The following is a 16830-nucleotide window of genomic DNA, read 5'->3' as shown; positions in this document are numbered from 1 at the left end:
TCATGACCCGCTTCAACGCATGGAACGTCTTCAGGCAGGGCCTGAAGGGGCAGACCGGCTGGACGCGTCAATGGCGCGACCCCACGCCGAAACCCCATTACGACGTGGTGATCATCGGGGGCGGTCTGCACGGGTTGGCCACGGCCTATTACCTGGCCAAGACCCACGGGGTGACAAGCATTGCAGTGCTGGAAAAGGGCTGGATCGGCGGCGGCAATGCCGGGCGGAACACGACCATCGTGCGCTCGAACTATGCCCGTCCGGGCAACCGGGAATTCTATGAACACTCCCTGCGACTTTGGGAAGATCTGAGCCACGAACTGAACTACAACGTCATGTTCAGCCAGCGCGCGCATATCTCGCTCCTTCACAGCCCCGGTGCGATTGATGCGGCGGCGCGCAACTACAATGTCCTACGCCAGACCGGAACGCCCGATGCCGAGATCTGGGGGTTGGAGCAGCTGAAAGAGGCGGTCCCGCACCTGAACTATGCGGCGAATGCCCGCTTTCCGATCATGGGCGCTGCCGTGCAAAAGCGGGCCGGGACGGCGCGCCATGACGCGGTTGTCTGGGCCTATGCGCGGGGCGCGGATGCGCGCGGTGTGGACATTCTGCAAAACTGCGAGGTCACAAGCCTGACCCGCGATGCTGGCCACATCACCAGCGTGGAAACCACGCGGGGGACGATCACAGCCGGCAAGGTGGGTTTTGCCGTGGCGGGTAATACCTCGCGCCTGTGGTCCATGGCTGGGTTGGGGCGGCTGCCGATTGAATCGCATCTGTTGCAGGCCTTTGTATCCGAGCCGCTCAAGCCGCTTCTAGATCAGGTTGTGGTCTTTGGCATGGGTGGTGCGCATTTCTATATCTCGCAATCGGACAAGGGTGGGATGGTGTTTGGCGGCGATCTGGACTGGTACAAGTCCTATTCCCAGCGCGGCAATCTGCCGATTGTGCAGGACGTGGCCGAGGCAGCCATGTCGGTGCTGCCCTGCCTGGGCCGGGTCAAACTGCTGCGCCATTGGGCCGGTGTCGTGGACATGTCAACGGACGGCACGCATTTCATCTGCCGCACACCGCTTGATAATCTCTATCTCAATGCGGGCTGGAACTATGGTGGGTTCAAGGCCACGCCTGCCTCGGGTTGGTGGTTTGCCGACCTGATCGCCAATGAGCGCCCTGCGCCGATGATCGCCGATTTCGACCTGACCCGCTTTGAGCGCGGCTTGCAGATCGACGAGCGTGGCGCGGGTGCCGATTGCAAGCTTCACGGATGAAAGGCGCGCCATGATCCGGATCAACTGTCCCTTTTGCGGCCCGCGTGACCATTCTGAGTTCAGCTATGGCGGCGATGGGTCCATCACCTACCCCGCGCTTGATGCGCCTGTGAAGGATTGGCATGACGCCGTCTTCCTGCGTGAGAATATCCGCGGGTGCCAGACCGAGACATGGCAGCACGTGCAGGGCTGCCGCATGTGGCTGCTGGTCGAGCGCGATACCGTGACCCATGAAATCCACAGCGTCAGGCCTGCTCACCCCGGCATGGCCGCAGCACTGGAGGAGGGCCAATGACCGCGCGCCGCCTCAAGACCGGCGGGCGGATTGACCGCGCCACGCCGGTGCGTTTCACCTGGGATGGCAAACCCCTGATCGGGTATGAAGGCGATACGCTTGCCTCAGCCCTGATGGCCAATGGTCAGATGGTATTGGGGCGGTCGTTCAAGTATCACCGCCCGCGCGGCATCATGTCTGCGGGGGTCGAGGAATCCGGCGCCATCGTTTCGGTCGGAACCGGCGCGCGGCTTGAACCCAATGTCAAAGCCACGATGCAAGAGCTTTACGACGGCCTGAGCGCTTCGGGGCAGAACGCCTGGCCGAATGTGCGCTTTGATCTGGGGGCGGCAAGCGGCCTCTTCAGCCGCTTCTTCGCTGCTGGCTTTTACTACAAGACCTTCATGGGTCTGCCGCCGTTTGAATGGGGCCGCGGCACCGGCCTCTGGATGAAATACGAGGCGCTGATCCGCAAGGCGGCGGGCATGGGCAGAGCCTCCCGCGAGGCCGATCCGGACAGCTATGATCACGGCCATGCCTTTTGCGATGTCCTGGTGGTGGGCGCAGGCCCGGCCGGCCTGCAGGCGGCTTTGACGGCTGCCGAGGTCGGGCGCGATGTGATGTTGGTCGAGCAGGATTTTGAACTGGGCGGAGATTACCTGTCCGATCCGGGGGGCGAGGCAGAACGGCTTGCATTGGTCGATGCGGTGAGACGTGCGGGCGTCAAGGTGATGACTCGCACGACAGCCTTTGGTCTTTATGACACAAGCACGGCGGGTCTTGTGGAGCGGGTGACCGACCATCTTGCCAATCCGGACCCGCGTCTTCCGCGTCAACGGTTCTGGACCGTGCGGGCCGGTGCCACAATTCTAGCAACGGGTGCCTTGGAGCGTTCCGTCGCCTTTGCGGGGAATGACCGTCCCGGAGTAATGACCGTCAACGCAGCGCGTAGCTATCTGAACCGCTTCGGCATTCTGCCAGGGCAGCGGATCGTGGTCGCCACAACCAATGACAGCGCCTATACACCTGCCGCCGAACTGGCCGCTGCCGGGGCCGAGGTAACGGTTCTCGACGCGCGTCAGAATACACCTGATGCACCTGACGGGGTGGAACGTTACATCGGTTCTTCGGTTCTATCGACCGTGGGTCGGCAGTCGATCACCGGCATCCGCATGGCACAGGCACAGGGCGAGGTATGGCACCCGGCTGGGCGGCTGGAGTGTGATCTGCTGCTGATCTCAGGCGGTTGGTCACCGGTGGTCAATCTGGCCTCGCATCGCGATGTCGTCCCTGAATGGAGCGCCGATCTGGCCTGTTTCCTGCCAACCGACAGTGCCGAGCGGCTTTATTGCGCGGGGGCTGCGGCAGGTCATTGGAGCCGGAACGATTGCCTGGCCTCGGGCGAGGCGGCGGCCCTCAAAGCGATGGGTCAGGGCGCCACGATGCCTGCCCCCGGCGGGTGGGAGACGCCGATCCGGCCGGTCTATGAGGTGCGCCTGCCGGGCAGCAAGGCCAAGGGGTTTGTCGATCCGCAGCATGATGTCACTGGCGAAGACGTGCGGCTGGCCCATCGCGAAGGGTTTGTCTCGGTCGAGCATCTCAAACGCTACACCACGCTGGGCATGGCCACGGATCAGGGCAAGATGGGCAATGTCATCGGCCTGGCCCTGATGGCCGAAGCGTTGGGGCGCGAGATCCCAGCCGTGGGCACCACACGGTTCCGCCCGCCCTATACGCCGGTTGCCATCGGTGCGCTGGCCGGGCGCATTACGGGCGCACATTTCAAACCACTGCGCCGCACGCCATTGCATGACTGGAACCTGGCCCATGGGGCGACCATGACCGATGCGGGCCTTTGGCACCGCCCGTGGTACTTCGCACGCGCAAGTGAGACCATCACCGAGGCCTATATCCGCGAGGCCGCCACTGTGCGCGAAACGGTGGGCATCTGCGATGTCAGCTCCCTGGGCAAAATCGCGGTGCAGGGGCCGGATGCGGCCACGTTCCTGAACCGGATCTACACCAATGGTTTCGGCAAACTTGCGGTAGGCAAGGCGCGCTACGGGATCATGCTGCGCGATGACGGCATGGTCATGGATGATGGCACCACCTGGCGCCTGGGTGAGGAAGAGTTCCTCATGACCACGACCACCACCGGCGCCGCCCGTGTGATGGTCTGGCTGGAAGAGCTGTTGCAGACCCGCTGGCCCGAACTGCGTGTGCATGTCACCTCTGTGTCGGATGCCTGGGCCGGGGTGTCGGTGGCGGGCCCGGAATCGCGCGCGGTGATTGCGGCCTGTTTGTGCGATCCGGAGGCGATCTCCAACGACGCGTTGCCCTTCATGGGGGTTGCCCCGGTGGTGCTGAAAAACGGCACAGAAGGCCTGATCGCCCGGATCAGCTTTTCCGGCGAGCGCGCGTTTGAGCTCTATGTGCCATCCGGCGCTGGCCCGGCGATGATGGACGCGCTTTGGGCCGAGGCCGAGCCCAGGGGCGGCTGCCTCTACGGGCTGGAGGCGCTTGGCACCTTGCGGATCGAAAAGGGCCATGTCACCGGGGCCGAACTGGACGGGCGGGTGACACTGGAGGATGCGGGGCTGGGTCAGATGGCCTCGACCAAGAAATCCTTTGTCGGGCAGGTGCTGAGCCAGCGGCCCGAATTGACGCGGGCGGATCGTGCGCGCCTTGTCGGTATCTTTCCCAAGGATCGGAGCCAAAGCTTTAACGGCGGTGCCCTGCTCGGCAACGGGATTGGGCATGGCGATGGCTGGGTGACGGCGGTGACGCATTCGCCCGCGCTTGGGCATTGGATCGGGCTTGGCTTCATCGCGGGTGGGCACGCAGCCTGGGCAGATCAGGACGTGATGGCAACGGATCCGGTCCGAGGGGACCCCGTGGCAGTCGAGATCGTGTCGCCGCATATGTTTGACCCGGAGGGAGGGCGGATGCATGGCTGAGCCTGCTCAGATCACCATCGACCAGATCACCGATTTTACGATCACGCAGATTGCCTGCTGGCCGGATCGGATACCCGCGATGCCCGCCCCCGGAGGCAGCTTGGCCACAGACAGCGGCACAATGCTGCGGGTGGAGCCACTAAAATCCTGGCTGGTCCACACCGAACCGGTAACATCCATGCCCGAGCACAGCGGAGCCGTCACACTTGACCTGAGTTCATCGCGCATCTGGCTGCGGGTTGGCGGGCCAAAGGCAGCCAGGCTGCTCAACCATTTTCTGCCACTCAACCTGTCGGACAGGGCCTTCCCGGATGGCCATGTCGCCTCAACCGGGTTTCACCATGTTGGTGTCACGCTATGGCGGGCGGGCGATGCCTTCAACCTGTTCCTGCCCCGCAGTTTTGCCGCCTCTCTGCGCGAACTGCTTGAGGACACGGCCACGCAATACGAGATTTAGACACCCCAGGCACACCAACCCAAGGGAGCATATTCATGAAGCCACGTATGTCTGTTGACGAACTGCTCGACGCCGTTGCCCGCAACGCCGCCTTGCCCGACGAGCTGGCCGAGGCGACGCCGCCGCAGGTCTACACCTCGCCCGAGTTCTTGGAGCTGGAGCTGGACGAGATCTTCAACCACGAATGGTTCTGCGTGGGGCGCGCCGACGAGTATGAAAACCCCGGTGACTATCGCGCCACCACCATCGGCCGCGATCCGGTTGTTGTGCTGCGGGATCGTGATGGCGTTTTGCGGGCCATGTCGAATGTCTGCCGTCACCGGATGGCGACGTTGCTGGAAGGTTCGGGCAATCTCAAAGGCCGGATCAGCTGTCCCTATCATGCCTGGACCTACAATCTGGATGGTCAGCTGATTGGTGCCTCCCATATGCGGGACAATTTCGACAAGAAAGAGGTCTGCCTGCCGCAATTCCAGGTCGAGGTCTGGCAGGGCTGGGTCTATGTCTCGCTCGATCCAGAGGCCGCTCCGCTTGGCCCAAGGCTGGCCGGATTGTCGGCGCGGCTGGACAACTATCAGCTGCCCAAGTACCGCACCCTGTTTCGGGCAGAGGAAATCTGGGACACCAACTGGAAGATCCTCGTGCAGAATTTCACCGAAGGCTATCACCTCTTTGTGGCGCACGCGAAAACGATCGAGCCGGCGATGCCCACCCGACTGGCCAATGCGATGCATGGCGGTGAGGGTTACAGCCTTTATGAGCAGGGGCGTATCCCCGGAAAATCCTACGAACGGGCCTCGGAGATGGAGGTGGACAACCCCCTTCTGACCGAGGAAGAACGTGGCAAGGCCGTGCTGTCGGCCGTGTTTCCAGCCCATGTTTTCTCAGTCGTGGCCGAGCGCACATTCTGGCTGTCACTGCAGCCCCATGGAACTGACAAGGTCAAGGTGTTCTGGGGGGCGGACGCCTATCCGGGCGCGGTACCGGATGATCCGGAAGAACGCGCCGCCTATGCCGCCGAACTGAAGGCCGGCTTCGATGCGATCAATGATGAGGACAAGCCGATCATCGGCGGCATTGCGCAGAACGCCAAGGCGCTGGCCGCCGCCCCCGGGCGATTGTCCCCGAAAGAGCGCACCGTTTGGTACTTCCAGCAGTATCTGGCACGACAGTTGGTCAAACATCGCCGCGTTGCGGCTGAATGAATGGCCCGAAAAAGCAAGACCGGCGTGGGAGGACACGCCGGTCTTGAAACGCCTCGCGATGCACCGCGTTCAGGACTTTCGCGAAACGCTTTGGGTCACTGACACCCAAGAGCATTCATCAAAAGCATCAAGCCGCAGTACACCCTTCCATGATCTGCTGATAAATCACCGGATCGGTGATGCCTTCGGACCCGATAAGCAGCACGCGCGAGGACGCGTCCAGCCCAAGAGTTGCGGACAATGCGGGATCATCCAGCGCTGCAATCAGCGCCGCCAGACCGGCGACCGCGCTTTCGCCTGCCTCAATCGCCGGATCGCCAGGCAAGGGCCGCGCCAGCAACCGCACTGTCGGCGGCACGAGCGCATCGGGAATGGTCACGTAATCCGAGGCGGTCTCTTCCAAAATATCCCAGGCCAGCGCGGATGGCTCGCCACAGGACAGGCCCGCCATGATAGTTTCTTCCGCGATGTCCACCGTCGTGGCTTTGCCCCGGCGAGCGCTTTCGAACAGGCAGGCGGCCAGGTCGGGCTCGACGATCACGGCCCGGGGCGAGTCCGCCCCCCAGTATTGCACCAGCGCCGCGATCACCCCGGCGGCCATGCCACCGACCCCACCTTGCAGAAAAACATGGGTCGGCGCGCGGTCCAGCGCGCGGCAAATCTCGCGGGTCATCACCCCGTATCCGGCCATCACATCGCGGGGCGGCTCTGTATAGCCCTCCCAGGACGTGTCCGAGACAACAAACCAGCCATTTGCCTCGGCCTCGCTCTTGGCCAGGGCGACGGACTCGTCGTAGTCGCCGGAGATGCGGATCACCTCGGCACCGAAATCGCGCATCACCTGGGCGCGGCCTTCGCTGACCTCGGCATGAATGTAGATCCGGCAGGGAGCGCCAAATGTCTGGCAGCCCCAGGCCAGCGAACGGCCGTGATTTCCATCGGTTGCCGAGACCAGTGTGATCTGCGCACAGGCGTCGCGATATTTGCCCTGCCGGATGTCGGCAAGGCTGACCTCCTGCCCGGTGCGTTGCGAAATCTCGCGTTGCAGGACGCGCAGCGCCGCATAGGCTCCGCCAAGCGCCTTGAAACTGGCCAGCCCAAAGCGCGGACCTTCGTGTTTGTAGAATACCTTTTCCACACCGATCCGAGCCGCCAGAGCGCCCAGCTCATAGAGCGGGGTTGGCGCATAGCCCTCCCATGCGGTGATCTCGGCCTCGGCTGTGTCGAACCCCTCTTTGCTCAGCACCCGATGGGCGGCATCGCCCGAGGCGCGTTTCACGGAGATATGTGCAAGATTGGCGGCTGGCAAAAGGTCTGTCATCAGATGTCCTGTCGTTTTGGAAGACGCTCGCGCACAAGGGTGGCCCAGAAGGCGGCTCCAAGCGGTAAAAGCTCATCGTTGAAATCATAGTTATTGGCATGCAGCGGTTGCGCATGTGCCCCTTCGGTGCCGTTCCCCATTAATAAAAAGCACCCCGGCACGGCATCAGAGAAATGCGCGAAGTCTTCTGAAAAACTCATCGGTGGCCGATCACCATCGACCTCAAGCCCGGCCGATGTGGCGGCACGAATTACGGCCTGCGTCGGTTCTGCGGCATTGATCGCCTCAATGAACACGGTGTCAAAGGACATCGTGGCTGCAACGCCATGTGTGGCGGCCACGCCTTCCACGATCTGGCGCATGAACCGTTCGACTGCGCGTCGATCTTCGGGCCGACGGGCGCGCACATCCCCCTTGAGGGTGGCCTTGCCCGGCAGGACGTTGCGCTGCCCATCCGTGAGAAACTCGGTGACAGAGACCACCGCGCCCGCGCTTGGCGGCAGTTTGCGCGCCACAATCGTTTGCAGCGCCATGACCATTTCGGCCCCCACGGTGATCGTATCGACGCCGACATGCGGCATGGATGCATGACCCCCCTGCCCGGTGATAGTGATCTCAAACAGGCTTTCCGAGGCGCAAATCTGCCCCACACGGGTCGAGACATGGCCCGTCGGCGCGCCCGGCAGATTGTGAATGGCGTAAACCTCTTCAATAGGAAAGCGCTCCAGCACACCTTCGTCGATCATGGCGCGCGCGCCAAAGCCATGCTCTTCGTTGGGCTGAAACAGGAACACTACGGTGCCATCGAAATCGCGGCTCTGCGCCAATTGTTCGGCCGCGCCCAAGAGCATCGTTATGTGCCCGTCATGGCCGCAGGCATGCATCACGCCCTGCGTCTGAGAGACGTAATCGTGGCTGCTTTGCTCTTGGATCGGCAAAGCGTCCATGTCAGCGCGCAAGCCTATGGCCCGGTTACCAGTTCCCGATTTCAAAACCCCTACAACGCCGACGCCTTCATGAACCTCAATACCTAGGCCGCGCAGGATATCCGCCACCCGTGCCTTGGTGCGGACCTCCTCAAAGCCAAGTTCCGGGTGGCGATGAAAATCGTGCCGAAGATCGGTTAAGTCCATATCGCTTGATCCAGTACAATATCGTACATCTGCAAAATCAAGATATGGGATCAGCCTGATGGGAGCGATCAATTATTGGGAGTTTTTGGATGAAATTGTTCCGAATTCACAAAATGAGTGAGTATTTTGTGAACTCGGCATGCCTCAGGATCGCATCCGGCTGGCGGTGGGGTCATAGAGCGGCCTGAGGCTGAGATCGGCGGCGATCTTTTGCCCCTCGACCAGGACGGACCAATCACCCTTCAGCAAGGCCGCGCGCTCTGTCTGACCATCGTCCGGTGATACGATGCAAAGCCCGATCGCCGAGCCTGCCCCATATGAATAGGCCCCTGATGTAATGTATCCGGCGATCCGGTTCCCCTGCATTACAGGTTCGTTGTGATGGAGCAGCGGTTCGGCGTCATGCAGCCGGATCGAGGCCAGAAAGGGACCGGTGCCGTCGGCCGCGCGGGCAAGATAGGCATCCCGTCCGACAAAGGGGATGGATTTGTCGGCTTTGCAGACAAAATCCATGCCCATCTGATGGGGGGCATCGGCATAGGCCATGTCATGGCCCCAATGCAGAAAGCCCTTTTCGATACGCAGCGCATTCAGCGCCTCGCCTCCGACCAGCCGCACACCCAACGGCATCCCGGCCGCCAGAACCGTCTCAAGGACATATTCGGCGAAATCAGGTGTGATGAAGATCTCCCAGCCCAGTTCACCGGTGTATGACAGACGCTGAGCAAAAACCGGCGCATGGCCAATATGAAAACGCTTGAGAGAGTTAAAGCGGAAAGCCTCATTCGACAAATCGACATCGCTGATGCCGGCCAGCAATGCGCGGGATTTTGGTCCACAGACCGATAGCACAGCGTAGTCAGAGGTGGCATCGCGCAGGCGGACATCCTCGCCGGTTCGGATATGCCGGGTGAGATGGTCGCGATCGCGCCGCGTGTGAGAGATCGACGACATCACCATATAGGCCTCGGGCCCATGGCGGGCGACGGTTACATCGCTTTCGATGCCGCCGCGTTCGTTCAGCATCAGCGTGTAGGCTACACGCCCCACGGGCAGGCCCATTTCATTGGTGCAGACCCGCTGGAGGAAGCTTTCAGCATCGCGCCCCTCCACCATCAGCTTACCAAGCATGGTGTAGTCGATCACGCCCACACCCTCGCGCACCGCCTTTTGTTCGGCCTGCGCAGCATCAAACCAGTTTTGCCGGCCAAAGCTGTATTCGATTTTTGGGTCCGTCCCCTCAGGCGCAAAGAACAGCGGTCGCTCCCAGCCTTGCACCTCGCCAAAGCACGCGCCGCGCGCTTTCATCGGGTGGTAAAACGGCGAACGCCTCAGCCCGCGTGCTGTTTCCCGCTGGCGGTTTGGCCAATGCATCGCATAGGTCAGTACCAGCGTCTCCGGGCAGCGTTCCTGCAGATAGGGATCGCGCGCCTGGAAGGCTTCCAGCCGGGCCGGGTCCATCTCGGCCAGGTCCATCGTCGGATGGCCCGCCATGATCCAGTCAGCCAGCGCCTTGCCCGCGCCCGAGCCGGATTGAATGCCGGTCGAATTCACCCCGGCCAGCACATAGTAATTCTTCAGATCTGGCGCTTCTCCCAAGGTGAAACGCCCGTCATAGGAATAGCTTTCCGGCCCGTTAAAGAAGGTGCGGATGCCGGTCTCTTGCAGCAATGGCACCCGGTTCATCGCCAGTTCAAGCACCTCCATTACGTCGTCTTCGACAAAGGGCAGGCTGTCGAACTCGAAACTCTCGGGAATGCCCTCTGCCGCCCAGGGTTTGGCGTGGAAATGGGCAAAACCAAACAGCAGCTTGCCGGCGTCCTCTTTCCAATAGGTGCCGTCGCAGTAAGAGCGCAGCACTGGCAGGTCACTGGGCAAATCGGGAACCGGCTCGGTCACGAGGTAATAGTGCTCGCAGGCATGGAGCGGCACGCCGACACCGTTTTGCTGACCCAGTTCGCGTGCCCACATGCCTGCGCAATTGACCACCACATCGGCCATGATCGTGCCCTGATCGGTGCGCACACCGGTGGCTTTGCCACCTTCGGTCAGCACCTCTTCGACCTTGACGTTTTCACAGATCGTGGCCCCATGCATCCGCGCGCCCTTGGCCAGTGCATGGGTCAGGTCGACCGGATTGGCCGAGCCATCCGAGGGCATGTAGATCCCGCCCAGCACGCCCTCGGCATTCATCAGCGGCCAGCGCTCGGCAATCTCGGGGGTGGCCATGTACTGCGCCTCTACGCCATGTAGGGCCGCGAAATCCGCCTTGCGCTTCAACTCCGCAAGACGTTCGTCATTCACGGCGATGGAAATGGAGCCCGATTGGCGAAAGCCGGGGTTCTGGCCGGTTTCGGCCTCGATCTCCTGCAAAAGCTCGACACCATAGGAGGCAAACGCAGTCGTGGCATGACTGCCCTGCAACTGCCCCACCAACCCGGCGGCATGCCAGGTTGTGCCCGACGTCAGCTGTTTGCGCTCCAGCAGCACAACATCGCTCCAGCCGGCCTTGGCCAGATGATAGGCAACCGAGCAGCCATGAATGCCGCCGCCAATGATCACGACCTGTGTCTGCCGGGGAAGGGATGTGGCCATGTCGGGCTCTCCTGTCTGGGTCAGTTTGCGAATCTGGTCTATACCAGATGTTTCCCTTGGTCTATACCAAGATTGCTGCTAGGCATCTTGTTACCCAAAGGCAGATCACCCATGACGCACTCATCCTTCCCCAACGCCGGACCCGAGACGCATTTTGCGCGGATTGCCGATGCGCTGCGGCAACAGATAAAAACCGGGGCGCTGGATGCGGGGGCTGCGTTGCCGTCAGAGCGTGCCGTGGCCGAGGCCCATCACGTGAGCCGGATGACGGCCCGGCGCGCCCTTGAGGCGCTTGAGTCCGAGGGACTAGCTTATAGTGAGGGGCGGCGCGGGCGTTTTGTTTGCCCGCCCCGCATATCCTATGATGTCAGCCACATGGTCAGCTTTGTTGCGGATGCGCAGGCCACGGGCAGCGATCTGTGCATCAAGGTAATTGAGGCAGCTACCATACCCGCCAGCGCCACCGTTGCCGAGGCACTTGGCATTCCCGCTGACAGCGATGTGCACAGCTACACGCGGCTTTTTCTCATCGACGGCCATGCCGCCTTTCTGGAAACCGAATATACAAGTGCCGACCGGTTTCCGGGTCTTCTTGGCCACGACCTTCGGCAATCGACCACACTCCTGCTCGAAGAGCATTTCGGTACGCGGGTCGGCACGGGCAATATCACCATCCGGATGCGTGCCATGGCAGCGCGTGAAGCTCATCATCTGGGGCAATCGCCGAACCGGGCCGGGCTGGAACTGACTCAGGTCATTCTCGACGCAGATGGTCAGCCGTTCTGTTTTGGCCGCCAGATTTGGCGCGGTGAACTGGCCGAGTTTTCCGCCCGCGCCATCGTTGCCCCGCTGTCCCAGGCCAAAAGAACTGGTTCCGAAAAAAATACCAGAACTGGGCTTGTGGAATGATTTCATGTCCGGTCGCGCGTTGTTTCGAGCAAATCCCGCCGCCCAATCTGATAATTTGCACCGAGTGCCAACCACATCTTTAGCGAGGTCAGTATGACACCCTCCCAAGCGACACGCGGATTTTCCGACGCGGAATACGCAGCACGCACGCGGCGCGCGCAAAGCCGAATGGCGGAAATCGGTTTGGATGGTTTGCTGGTGATGACCGAACCGGAGGTGCAGTATTTCACTGGATTCCAGTCTTTGTTCTGGCAAAGCCCGACGCGGCCGTGGTTTGTCTTTGTCCCGGCTGCGGGCAAACCCATCGCGATCATCCCCGAGATTGGGGCCAGCCTGATGCGCCGCAGCTGGATCGACGATATCCGTACATGGAGCGCACCCGCCCCCCATGACGACGGAGTCAGCCTTTTGACCGAGTTGCTGTCGCCTTTGGGAACCATCGGTGTGATGAAAGGCCACGAAACGCATCTGCGTATGCCTCTGGGGGATTGGGAACGTCTAATCGCCGCGCTTCCGAATCTCAGAATCGCGGATGCCACCGCTCTGGTCCAGGGGCTCCGCATGGTGAAATCCGCCGCCGAGATCGAGAAGCTGAGCCATATCTGCGCCATCGGCTCGGAGACGTTTGCGCAGGTGCCTGAAATGGCCCGCGAAGGGATTCCGCTGGACGAACTTTTTCGCGCATTCCGCCGCGAGGCCTTGGCCCGGGGGGCGGATGGGGCACCTTATGTGGTGGGGGCCGCGGCCCAGGGCGGCTATGCCGATGTGATCTCTCCGCCAGATGCCACACCCCTGGCTGCTGGGGATGTCCTTATGCTGGACACGGGGCTGGTGTACGACGGGTATTACTGCGATTTCGACCGCAACTGGGCGATCGGCCATGCCTACGATGCCGCAAGACAGGCCTATGATGTGCTGTGGCGCGCAACAGAAGCCGGGCTTGAAGCCGCACGCCCCGGCAACAGCTCTCGCGATCTGTTTCAAGCCATGTCGGCCATCATTGCTGAAATGGATGACAGCGGCGGGGATATCGGGCGGTTGGGCCATGGGCTGGGCCTGCAACTGACCGAGCAACCGTCGCACGCCGCCTTTGACACGACAGAGCTGCAGGAGAACATGGTTCTGACACTTGAGCCGTCATTGTCCTATGGCGATGGGCTGATGATGGTGCACGAGGAGAACATCGTCGTCACACCGCAGGGCGGCCGCCTGCTCAGCGCACGCGCAAGTGAAACACTTCCGGTCATATAGTGCGCCCCGGCCTGGACCATCACTGGGTTCCGCCGCTAGGTTCTGGTTGACCGACTAAATGTAAGCGTTGCATCTGACCCCCAAATTGGCGTCTTCCAGCATAGGCATCTAAAGCCTATATTGGCGCTATGCGCCAATATAGGAATTCATATTTGTGTCCTTACGGCCCTCTCCTGACATTCGCCAGAAGGGTCAACGCTGCAGTGCTGCTACCCCAGTGCCGACATTAGTCCAGCTCTAAGTGTTTGCCTGATCAAGCGGGCGGACCACATAACCAACACATTGCTTCGCTGAGCGCACACGAGTATCATCTTTTCTCCTGTGGGGGCTGGCAGCATAAATAGGCAAGAATATAATATCATTAGTCTGGTGTTGAACGAGATGGCGTTCGAAGGGGCAATCAAGCATTTTCAAGAGGCGCCACCCGACCTTCCGAGAGAATTGTTTGAAGAATTGCGGGGGATTGGGATTCCAGGCCGCTACGATGGCAATATCGAGGACTACCGTTACGTGGATATCGAGTTCGACCAAGAGAAGTCGGTGTTCGATAATTGCTACAGACAACTTAGAACGATCAGCAACAACATTATCCACGCCAATAAGGCCTACCGACCAGATCCACCTGAGCGCCTAAATGACCTACTACACTGGGCTCAAAGATTCATCCACAGCGTCTATAAGACCAACTCGCCCTTGGCAGATCGAGCAAGAGAAATCAAAGCAACATTGGGGATCGAGACCTTTTGACGGCCCCAATCTTCTGCGAACATCAGGTTCTATAGCACTCGCGATCAAATCCGAGGTCGTGCCCTACCGACTCATCCTGGCCATTGACCAAAATTTGCCGATGGTGCGCCGGGGTCCGTCAAAGTAGCTATTCTCTCGTTATTCTGGCAACTAGGCCCTTTCAACCAGGCCAGAAAACAACCATTCGTTCCACTAATAGAGAATTCGGCTAGGAACCTACTTTGCGGAACTTAGCGCCGCTTGATTTGATCGCCTCAACAATACTCGGCGCCGGATGCTTCCAGCTCGTGTTTTTAGGTTGGGCCGCCGCAACCCAGAGCTCTGCATCAACTACTGGCAGATCAGGATCAAAATTGTGCGCTGAACCGTGGTGAGGAAGCATGAAGGTGGAGATCATGTCTAACTCTTCACTATAGTGATCTTGGTATTCCCTCACCGTTTGGGGATCGAGAAAGCACGTATCCCCGGTTCCCAGCCAGCCAACGCGGGCACGATCGTATTGTTGAGATTTATATACTAATGCACCGGCTTCCTCAGGCTTTGTTGGGCCAGAGTATAAGGACATTGAAGTTTCGTTCTTGTCCCCGAAAGTCCAGGCGTAAGCTCGAGACAGTGTAGTCCGGTGCTTCGTTACCAATAACCGACGTACTTTCTTACTTTGCGCTTTTTTACGGAAGCTACCCCTCGGCCATTTCAGCATCACTTCAACAGCAGCGCAGAAGGCCTCTCGGTCTTTCAGAGATGCCTTTTTCACATGTGGCTTTAACAACCATCCGCCTTCGATCCCGTCGGCAATGTTGAATTCAACTTTCTGGACGACAATGGCACCCTCGGGCGTCCGGCGGGCAGAAGGTGGCGCACTTCTAGGGCCACCAGAACCTTTACTCTTCCATGGCTGACCGTCGGGGTCGGAACGAGGAGGTTCCGTGGGCGGCAATTCGAAAAAGCCCGAGTCAGCATCGTCCTCTTCATCCGTTGCGACCATCACGATCTGCCGCGGACCGAACTGGGTCATTGTTCCAATTGGATCAACAACCATGTCTTCATGGAAACGTTCCGCTCGGGGTTCGGCGCTTGTAGCCGAGCTTCTTCCAAATGCAATAATCCGTTCAACATCATCCAAGTAGGGCATCACGATCGTATCGACCTGAAGTCCTTTTTTTTGATGTAACAGGTGAGGTATGCCGCAGATATGATCTCGATCGAAGTGCGACACAAAAAGCATGTCGAGACGGCGCGACACCCGGCGAGATACGATCGATCGTACCGCCTCAACCACACCCGCGATAGGGATGGAGCCGCAATCATAAACATACATGAAATCGGCCAAAGGTACCGCGTCATCAACAAGTGACGACCGCCAGACAGCCTCATAAAGTCCAAGGTTCCGAAGAGTGCCGACGTGGAAGCCACCCTGACCGACCGGTAGTTGATATCGGTGATGTCCTAAAACATGCCTTGAATCGTCGCGCTTCCATGCCCGAGAATGACTAGAAGGTAGGCGTGCTGTACGAGCGGAGAGATGTTCGGCTTCCTTCCTTTTCTTAGACAGAAACTCCTGGCACTTCTTGTGTTCTGCCTCCGTATCGAAAGACTGTTTTATATGTTCCAACGCTTGGGCCAGAACGTCGTCTGGGATACTCCCTTCTAGGGGGAGAAAAATGTCTTTAAATTTCAATCTGAGGCCATAATTTCGAGCAATGTCTGAGCGAACTCTGGTCTCGGCACACAGGCATGCCTGCTCCCACTGCTCGTCGTCCAAAGGTTTCTCGGAGTTAGTATTATACATTTGACCCCCACAAATTTCTTCAATGGCAATTAGACGAGAAGCACCGGCATGATCTCATCGAATTGCCGCAGTTATCTTCACCGACGAGTAGCGTCTGCTTCCTGGAAGGATCAAGTTTGGCTCTGTGCAGCTTTTTAGAAATTATAGATTTCATTACTGTCAATTATCATGAATGAATCGGCTCTCAAAATACCAAGGTTATGCGGCACCCATACGTCGTGGACGTCTTCCCGACGCTTCTTGCAAGGCTGTGGTATCAAGAGACCCCGTTCATCTTTCTTCGTAATTCTTCAGACCAGCCCTTCAACGACTTAATGTCGGCCATGACTTCGGATGGCTCTGGTGGTTCGGGATCATGGCCACGGGAAGGATCATGCGCATCGACGAAGTCGCAGCACTTTTTGAATCCATTTTGGAAAGTTTGGACATCGGCCTCTTCCAAGGCTGTGACACGCTTCAAATTTTTGGTGTCTATGTAGTCGCGGTGACGTATCACGACATTGGCAAATACGATGTCCTCTAGCGCCCGTTCCCAAGTCGCCCGCAATCGACTGTAGAGTGAAGATACTGCCGTTTTGTAGCCCTCGTCGTCGTTCTCCTCGAACAAGCGCTTTGCAGCGCGGGCTTCTTTTTCAAATTTATCAATCCGGTCACGAATACTAGAGGCCGTCCATGGCAAGTCCTTGTTAACGATGCCGACGACATCCTGTCCGCGCGAGAGATGCGCCAGCGCAGTCGGCGTATTTCGCTCCGAAGCCAGCTGCGCCAGATCGTTTACGAAGATCATGTCATGCGTGAACACGATAACCTGCCGCACGCCGGCTTCCTTTGCCAGGCGCTTGGCGACTTTTGAGCGCCAGCGATGATCGAGTGATGAAACCGGATCATCGAACACAAGCGCCGATGTATGCGATGTAT

13 protein-coding genes are annotated in these 16830 nt (G+C 59.6%); 8 read left to right on the top strand and 5 right to left on the bottom strand.

Annotation, left to right across the window (positions count from 1 at the left end; translation table 11 throughout):
- Positions 1 to 2: 2 nt before the first annotated feature.
- Genes ACR3E0_RS02355 through ACR3E0_RS02335 form a run of 5 tightly spaced genes read left to right on the top strand, consistent with a single transcriptional unit; the run spans position 3 to position 6167 of the window.
- Positions 3 to 1274 carry a sarcosine oxidase subunit beta family protein gene (locus ACR3E0_RS02355; RefSeq protein ID WP_480475804.1) on the top strand — a complete coding sequence of 424 codons (1272 nt, stop codon included), beginning with the start codon at positions 3 to 5 and terminating at the stop codon, positions 1272 to 1274.
- Entirely contained in the window at positions 1249 to 1569 is a 321-nt protein-coding gene (locus ACR3E0_RS02350) for a sarcosine oxidase subunit delta (protein WP_480475802.1), read from the top strand. The genes ACR3E0_RS02355 and ACR3E0_RS02350 overlap by 26 nt, the downstream gene beginning before the upstream one ends.
- On the top strand, positions 1566 to 4505 hold the full coding sequence (locus ACR3E0_RS02345) for a sarcosine oxidase subunit alpha family protein (protein WP_480475800.1): 2940 nt from the start codon (positions 1566 to 1568) through the stop codon (positions 4503 to 4505). Before ACR3E0_RS02350 ends, ACR3E0_RS02345 begins: the two co-directional genes overlap by 4 nt.
- Positions 4498 to 4962 (top strand): sarcosine oxidase subunit gamma, encoded by a 465-nt coding sequence (locus ACR3E0_RS02340; protein WP_480475798.1) that lies wholly within the window; start codon positions 4498 to 4500, stop codon positions 4960 to 4962. Before ACR3E0_RS02345 ends, ACR3E0_RS02340 begins: the two co-directional genes overlap by 8 nt.
- Before the next feature lie 35 nt (positions 4963 to 4997).
- Positions 4998 to 6167, top strand: a complete 1170-nt coding sequence (locus ACR3E0_RS02335; protein ID WP_480475796.1) for an aromatic ring-hydroxylating oxygenase subunit alpha — start codon at positions 4998 to 5000, stop codon at positions 6165 to 6167.
- A 127-nt stretch (positions 6168 to 6294) separates the two neighbouring features.
- On the opposite strand, the gene ACR3E0_RS02330 is transcribed toward ACR3E0_RS02335, so the two are convergent.
- The 3 genes from ACR3E0_RS02330 to ACR3E0_RS02320 all read right to left on the bottom strand — a co-directional run bounded on the left by ACR3E0_RS02330 (position 6295) and on the right by ACR3E0_RS02320 (position 11216).
- Positions 6295 to 7488, bottom strand: coding sequence for a diaminopropionate ammonia-lyase (locus ACR3E0_RS02330; protein WP_480475794.1), 1194 nt, complete (start codon positions 7486 to 7488; stop codon positions 6295 to 6297).
- A complete protein-coding gene (locus ACR3E0_RS02325; protein WP_480475792.1) occupies positions 7488 to 8621 on the bottom strand; it encodes an amidohydrolase in 1134 nt (377 codons plus the stop codon). The genes ACR3E0_RS02330 and ACR3E0_RS02325 overlap by 1 nt, the downstream gene beginning before the upstream one ends.
- Positions 8622 to 8765: 144 nt before the next feature.
- The gene (locus ACR3E0_RS02320; RefSeq protein ID WP_480475790.1) at positions 8766 to 11216 is read right to left on the bottom strand and encodes a GcvT family protein; all 2451 of its coding nucleotides are present in this window, start codon (positions 11214 to 11216) and stop codon (positions 8766 to 8768) included.
- A gap of 111 nt (positions 11217 to 11327) precedes the next feature.
- Here ACR3E0_RS02320 and ACR3E0_RS02315 point away from each other — a divergent pair, with 111 nt between their 5' ends.
- The 3 genes from ACR3E0_RS02315 to ACR3E0_RS02305 all read left to right on the top strand — a co-directional run bounded on the left by ACR3E0_RS02315 (position 11328) and on the right by ACR3E0_RS02305 (position 14123).
- The gene (locus ACR3E0_RS02315) at positions 11328 to 12125 is read left to right on the top strand and encodes a GntR family transcriptional regulator (protein ID WP_480475788.1); all 798 of its coding nucleotides are present in this window, start codon (positions 11328 to 11330) and stop codon (positions 12123 to 12125) included.
- A 93-nt stretch (positions 12126 to 12218) separates the two neighbouring features.
- On the top strand, positions 12219 to 13376 hold the full coding sequence (locus ACR3E0_RS02310; RefSeq protein WP_480475786.1) for a M24 family metallopeptidase: 1158 nt from the start codon (positions 12219 to 12221) through the stop codon (positions 13374 to 13376).
- Positions 13377 to 13748: 372 nt separating this feature from the next.
- Positions 13749 to 14123 (top strand): hypothetical protein, encoded by a 375-nt coding sequence (locus ACR3E0_RS02305; protein ID WP_480475784.1) that lies wholly within the window; start codon positions 13749 to 13751, stop codon positions 14121 to 14123.
- A 208-nt stretch (positions 14124 to 14331) separates the two neighbouring features.
- Here ACR3E0_RS02305 and ACR3E0_RS02300 read toward each other — a convergent pair whose 3' ends face one another.
- Both ACR3E0_RS02300 and ACR3E0_RS02295 read right to left on the bottom strand, forming a co-directional pair.
- A complete protein-coding gene (locus ACR3E0_RS02300) occupies positions 14332 to 15885 on the bottom strand; it encodes an MBL fold metallo-hydrolase (RefSeq protein ID WP_480475782.1) in 1554 nt (517 codons plus the stop codon).
- A 283-nt stretch (positions 15886 to 16168) separates the two neighbouring features.
- Positions 16169 to 16807: a hypothetical protein gene (locus tag ACR3E0_RS02295; RefSeq protein WP_480475780.1), complete on the bottom strand. Its 639-nt coding sequence runs from the start codon at positions 16805 to 16807 to the stop codon at positions 16169 to 16171.
- Between the last annotated feature and the right edge of the window lie 23 nt (positions 16808 to 16830).

The organism is Ruegeria sp. AJ12 (assembly GCF_056536245.1).
Note: the sequence above shows the minus strand (reverse complement) of the source record. Positions and strands in the feature narration are given on the sequence as shown.

Coding starts and splice junctions, on each gene's coding strand:
- ACR3E0_RS02325 (WP_480475792.1), bottom strand. CDS start 8,621: ATGGACTTAACCGATCTTCGGCACGATTTTCATCGCCACCCGGAACTT.
- ACR3E0_RS02320 (WP_480475790.1), bottom strand. CDS start 11,216: ATGGCCACATCCCTTCCCCGGCAGACACAGGTCGTGATCATTGGCGGC.
- ACR3E0_RS02355 (WP_480475804.1), top strand. CDS start 3: ATGACCCGCTTCAACGCATGGAACGTCTTCAGGCAGGGCCTGAAGGGG.
- ACR3E0_RS02315 (WP_480475788.1), top strand. CDS start 11,328: ATGACGCACTCATCCTTCCCCAACGCCGGACCCGAGACGCATTTTGCG.
- ACR3E0_RS02345 (WP_480475800.1), top strand. CDS start 1,566: ATGACCGCGCGCCGCCTCAAGACCGGCGGGCGGATTGACCGCGCCACG.
- ACR3E0_RS02340 (WP_480475798.1), top strand. CDS start 4,498: ATGGCTGAGCCTGCTCAGATCACCATCGACCAGATCACCGATTTTACG.
- ACR3E0_RS02330 (WP_480475794.1), bottom strand. CDS start 7,488: ATGACAGACCTTTTGCCAGCCGCCAATCTTGCACATATCTCCGTGAAA.
- ACR3E0_RS02310 (WP_480475786.1), top strand. CDS start 12,219: ATGACACCCTCCCAAGCGACACGCGGATTTTCCGACGCGGAATACGCA.
- ACR3E0_RS02335 (WP_480475796.1), top strand. CDS start 4,998: ATGAAGCCACGTATGTCTGTTGACGAACTGCTCGACGCCGTTGCCCGC.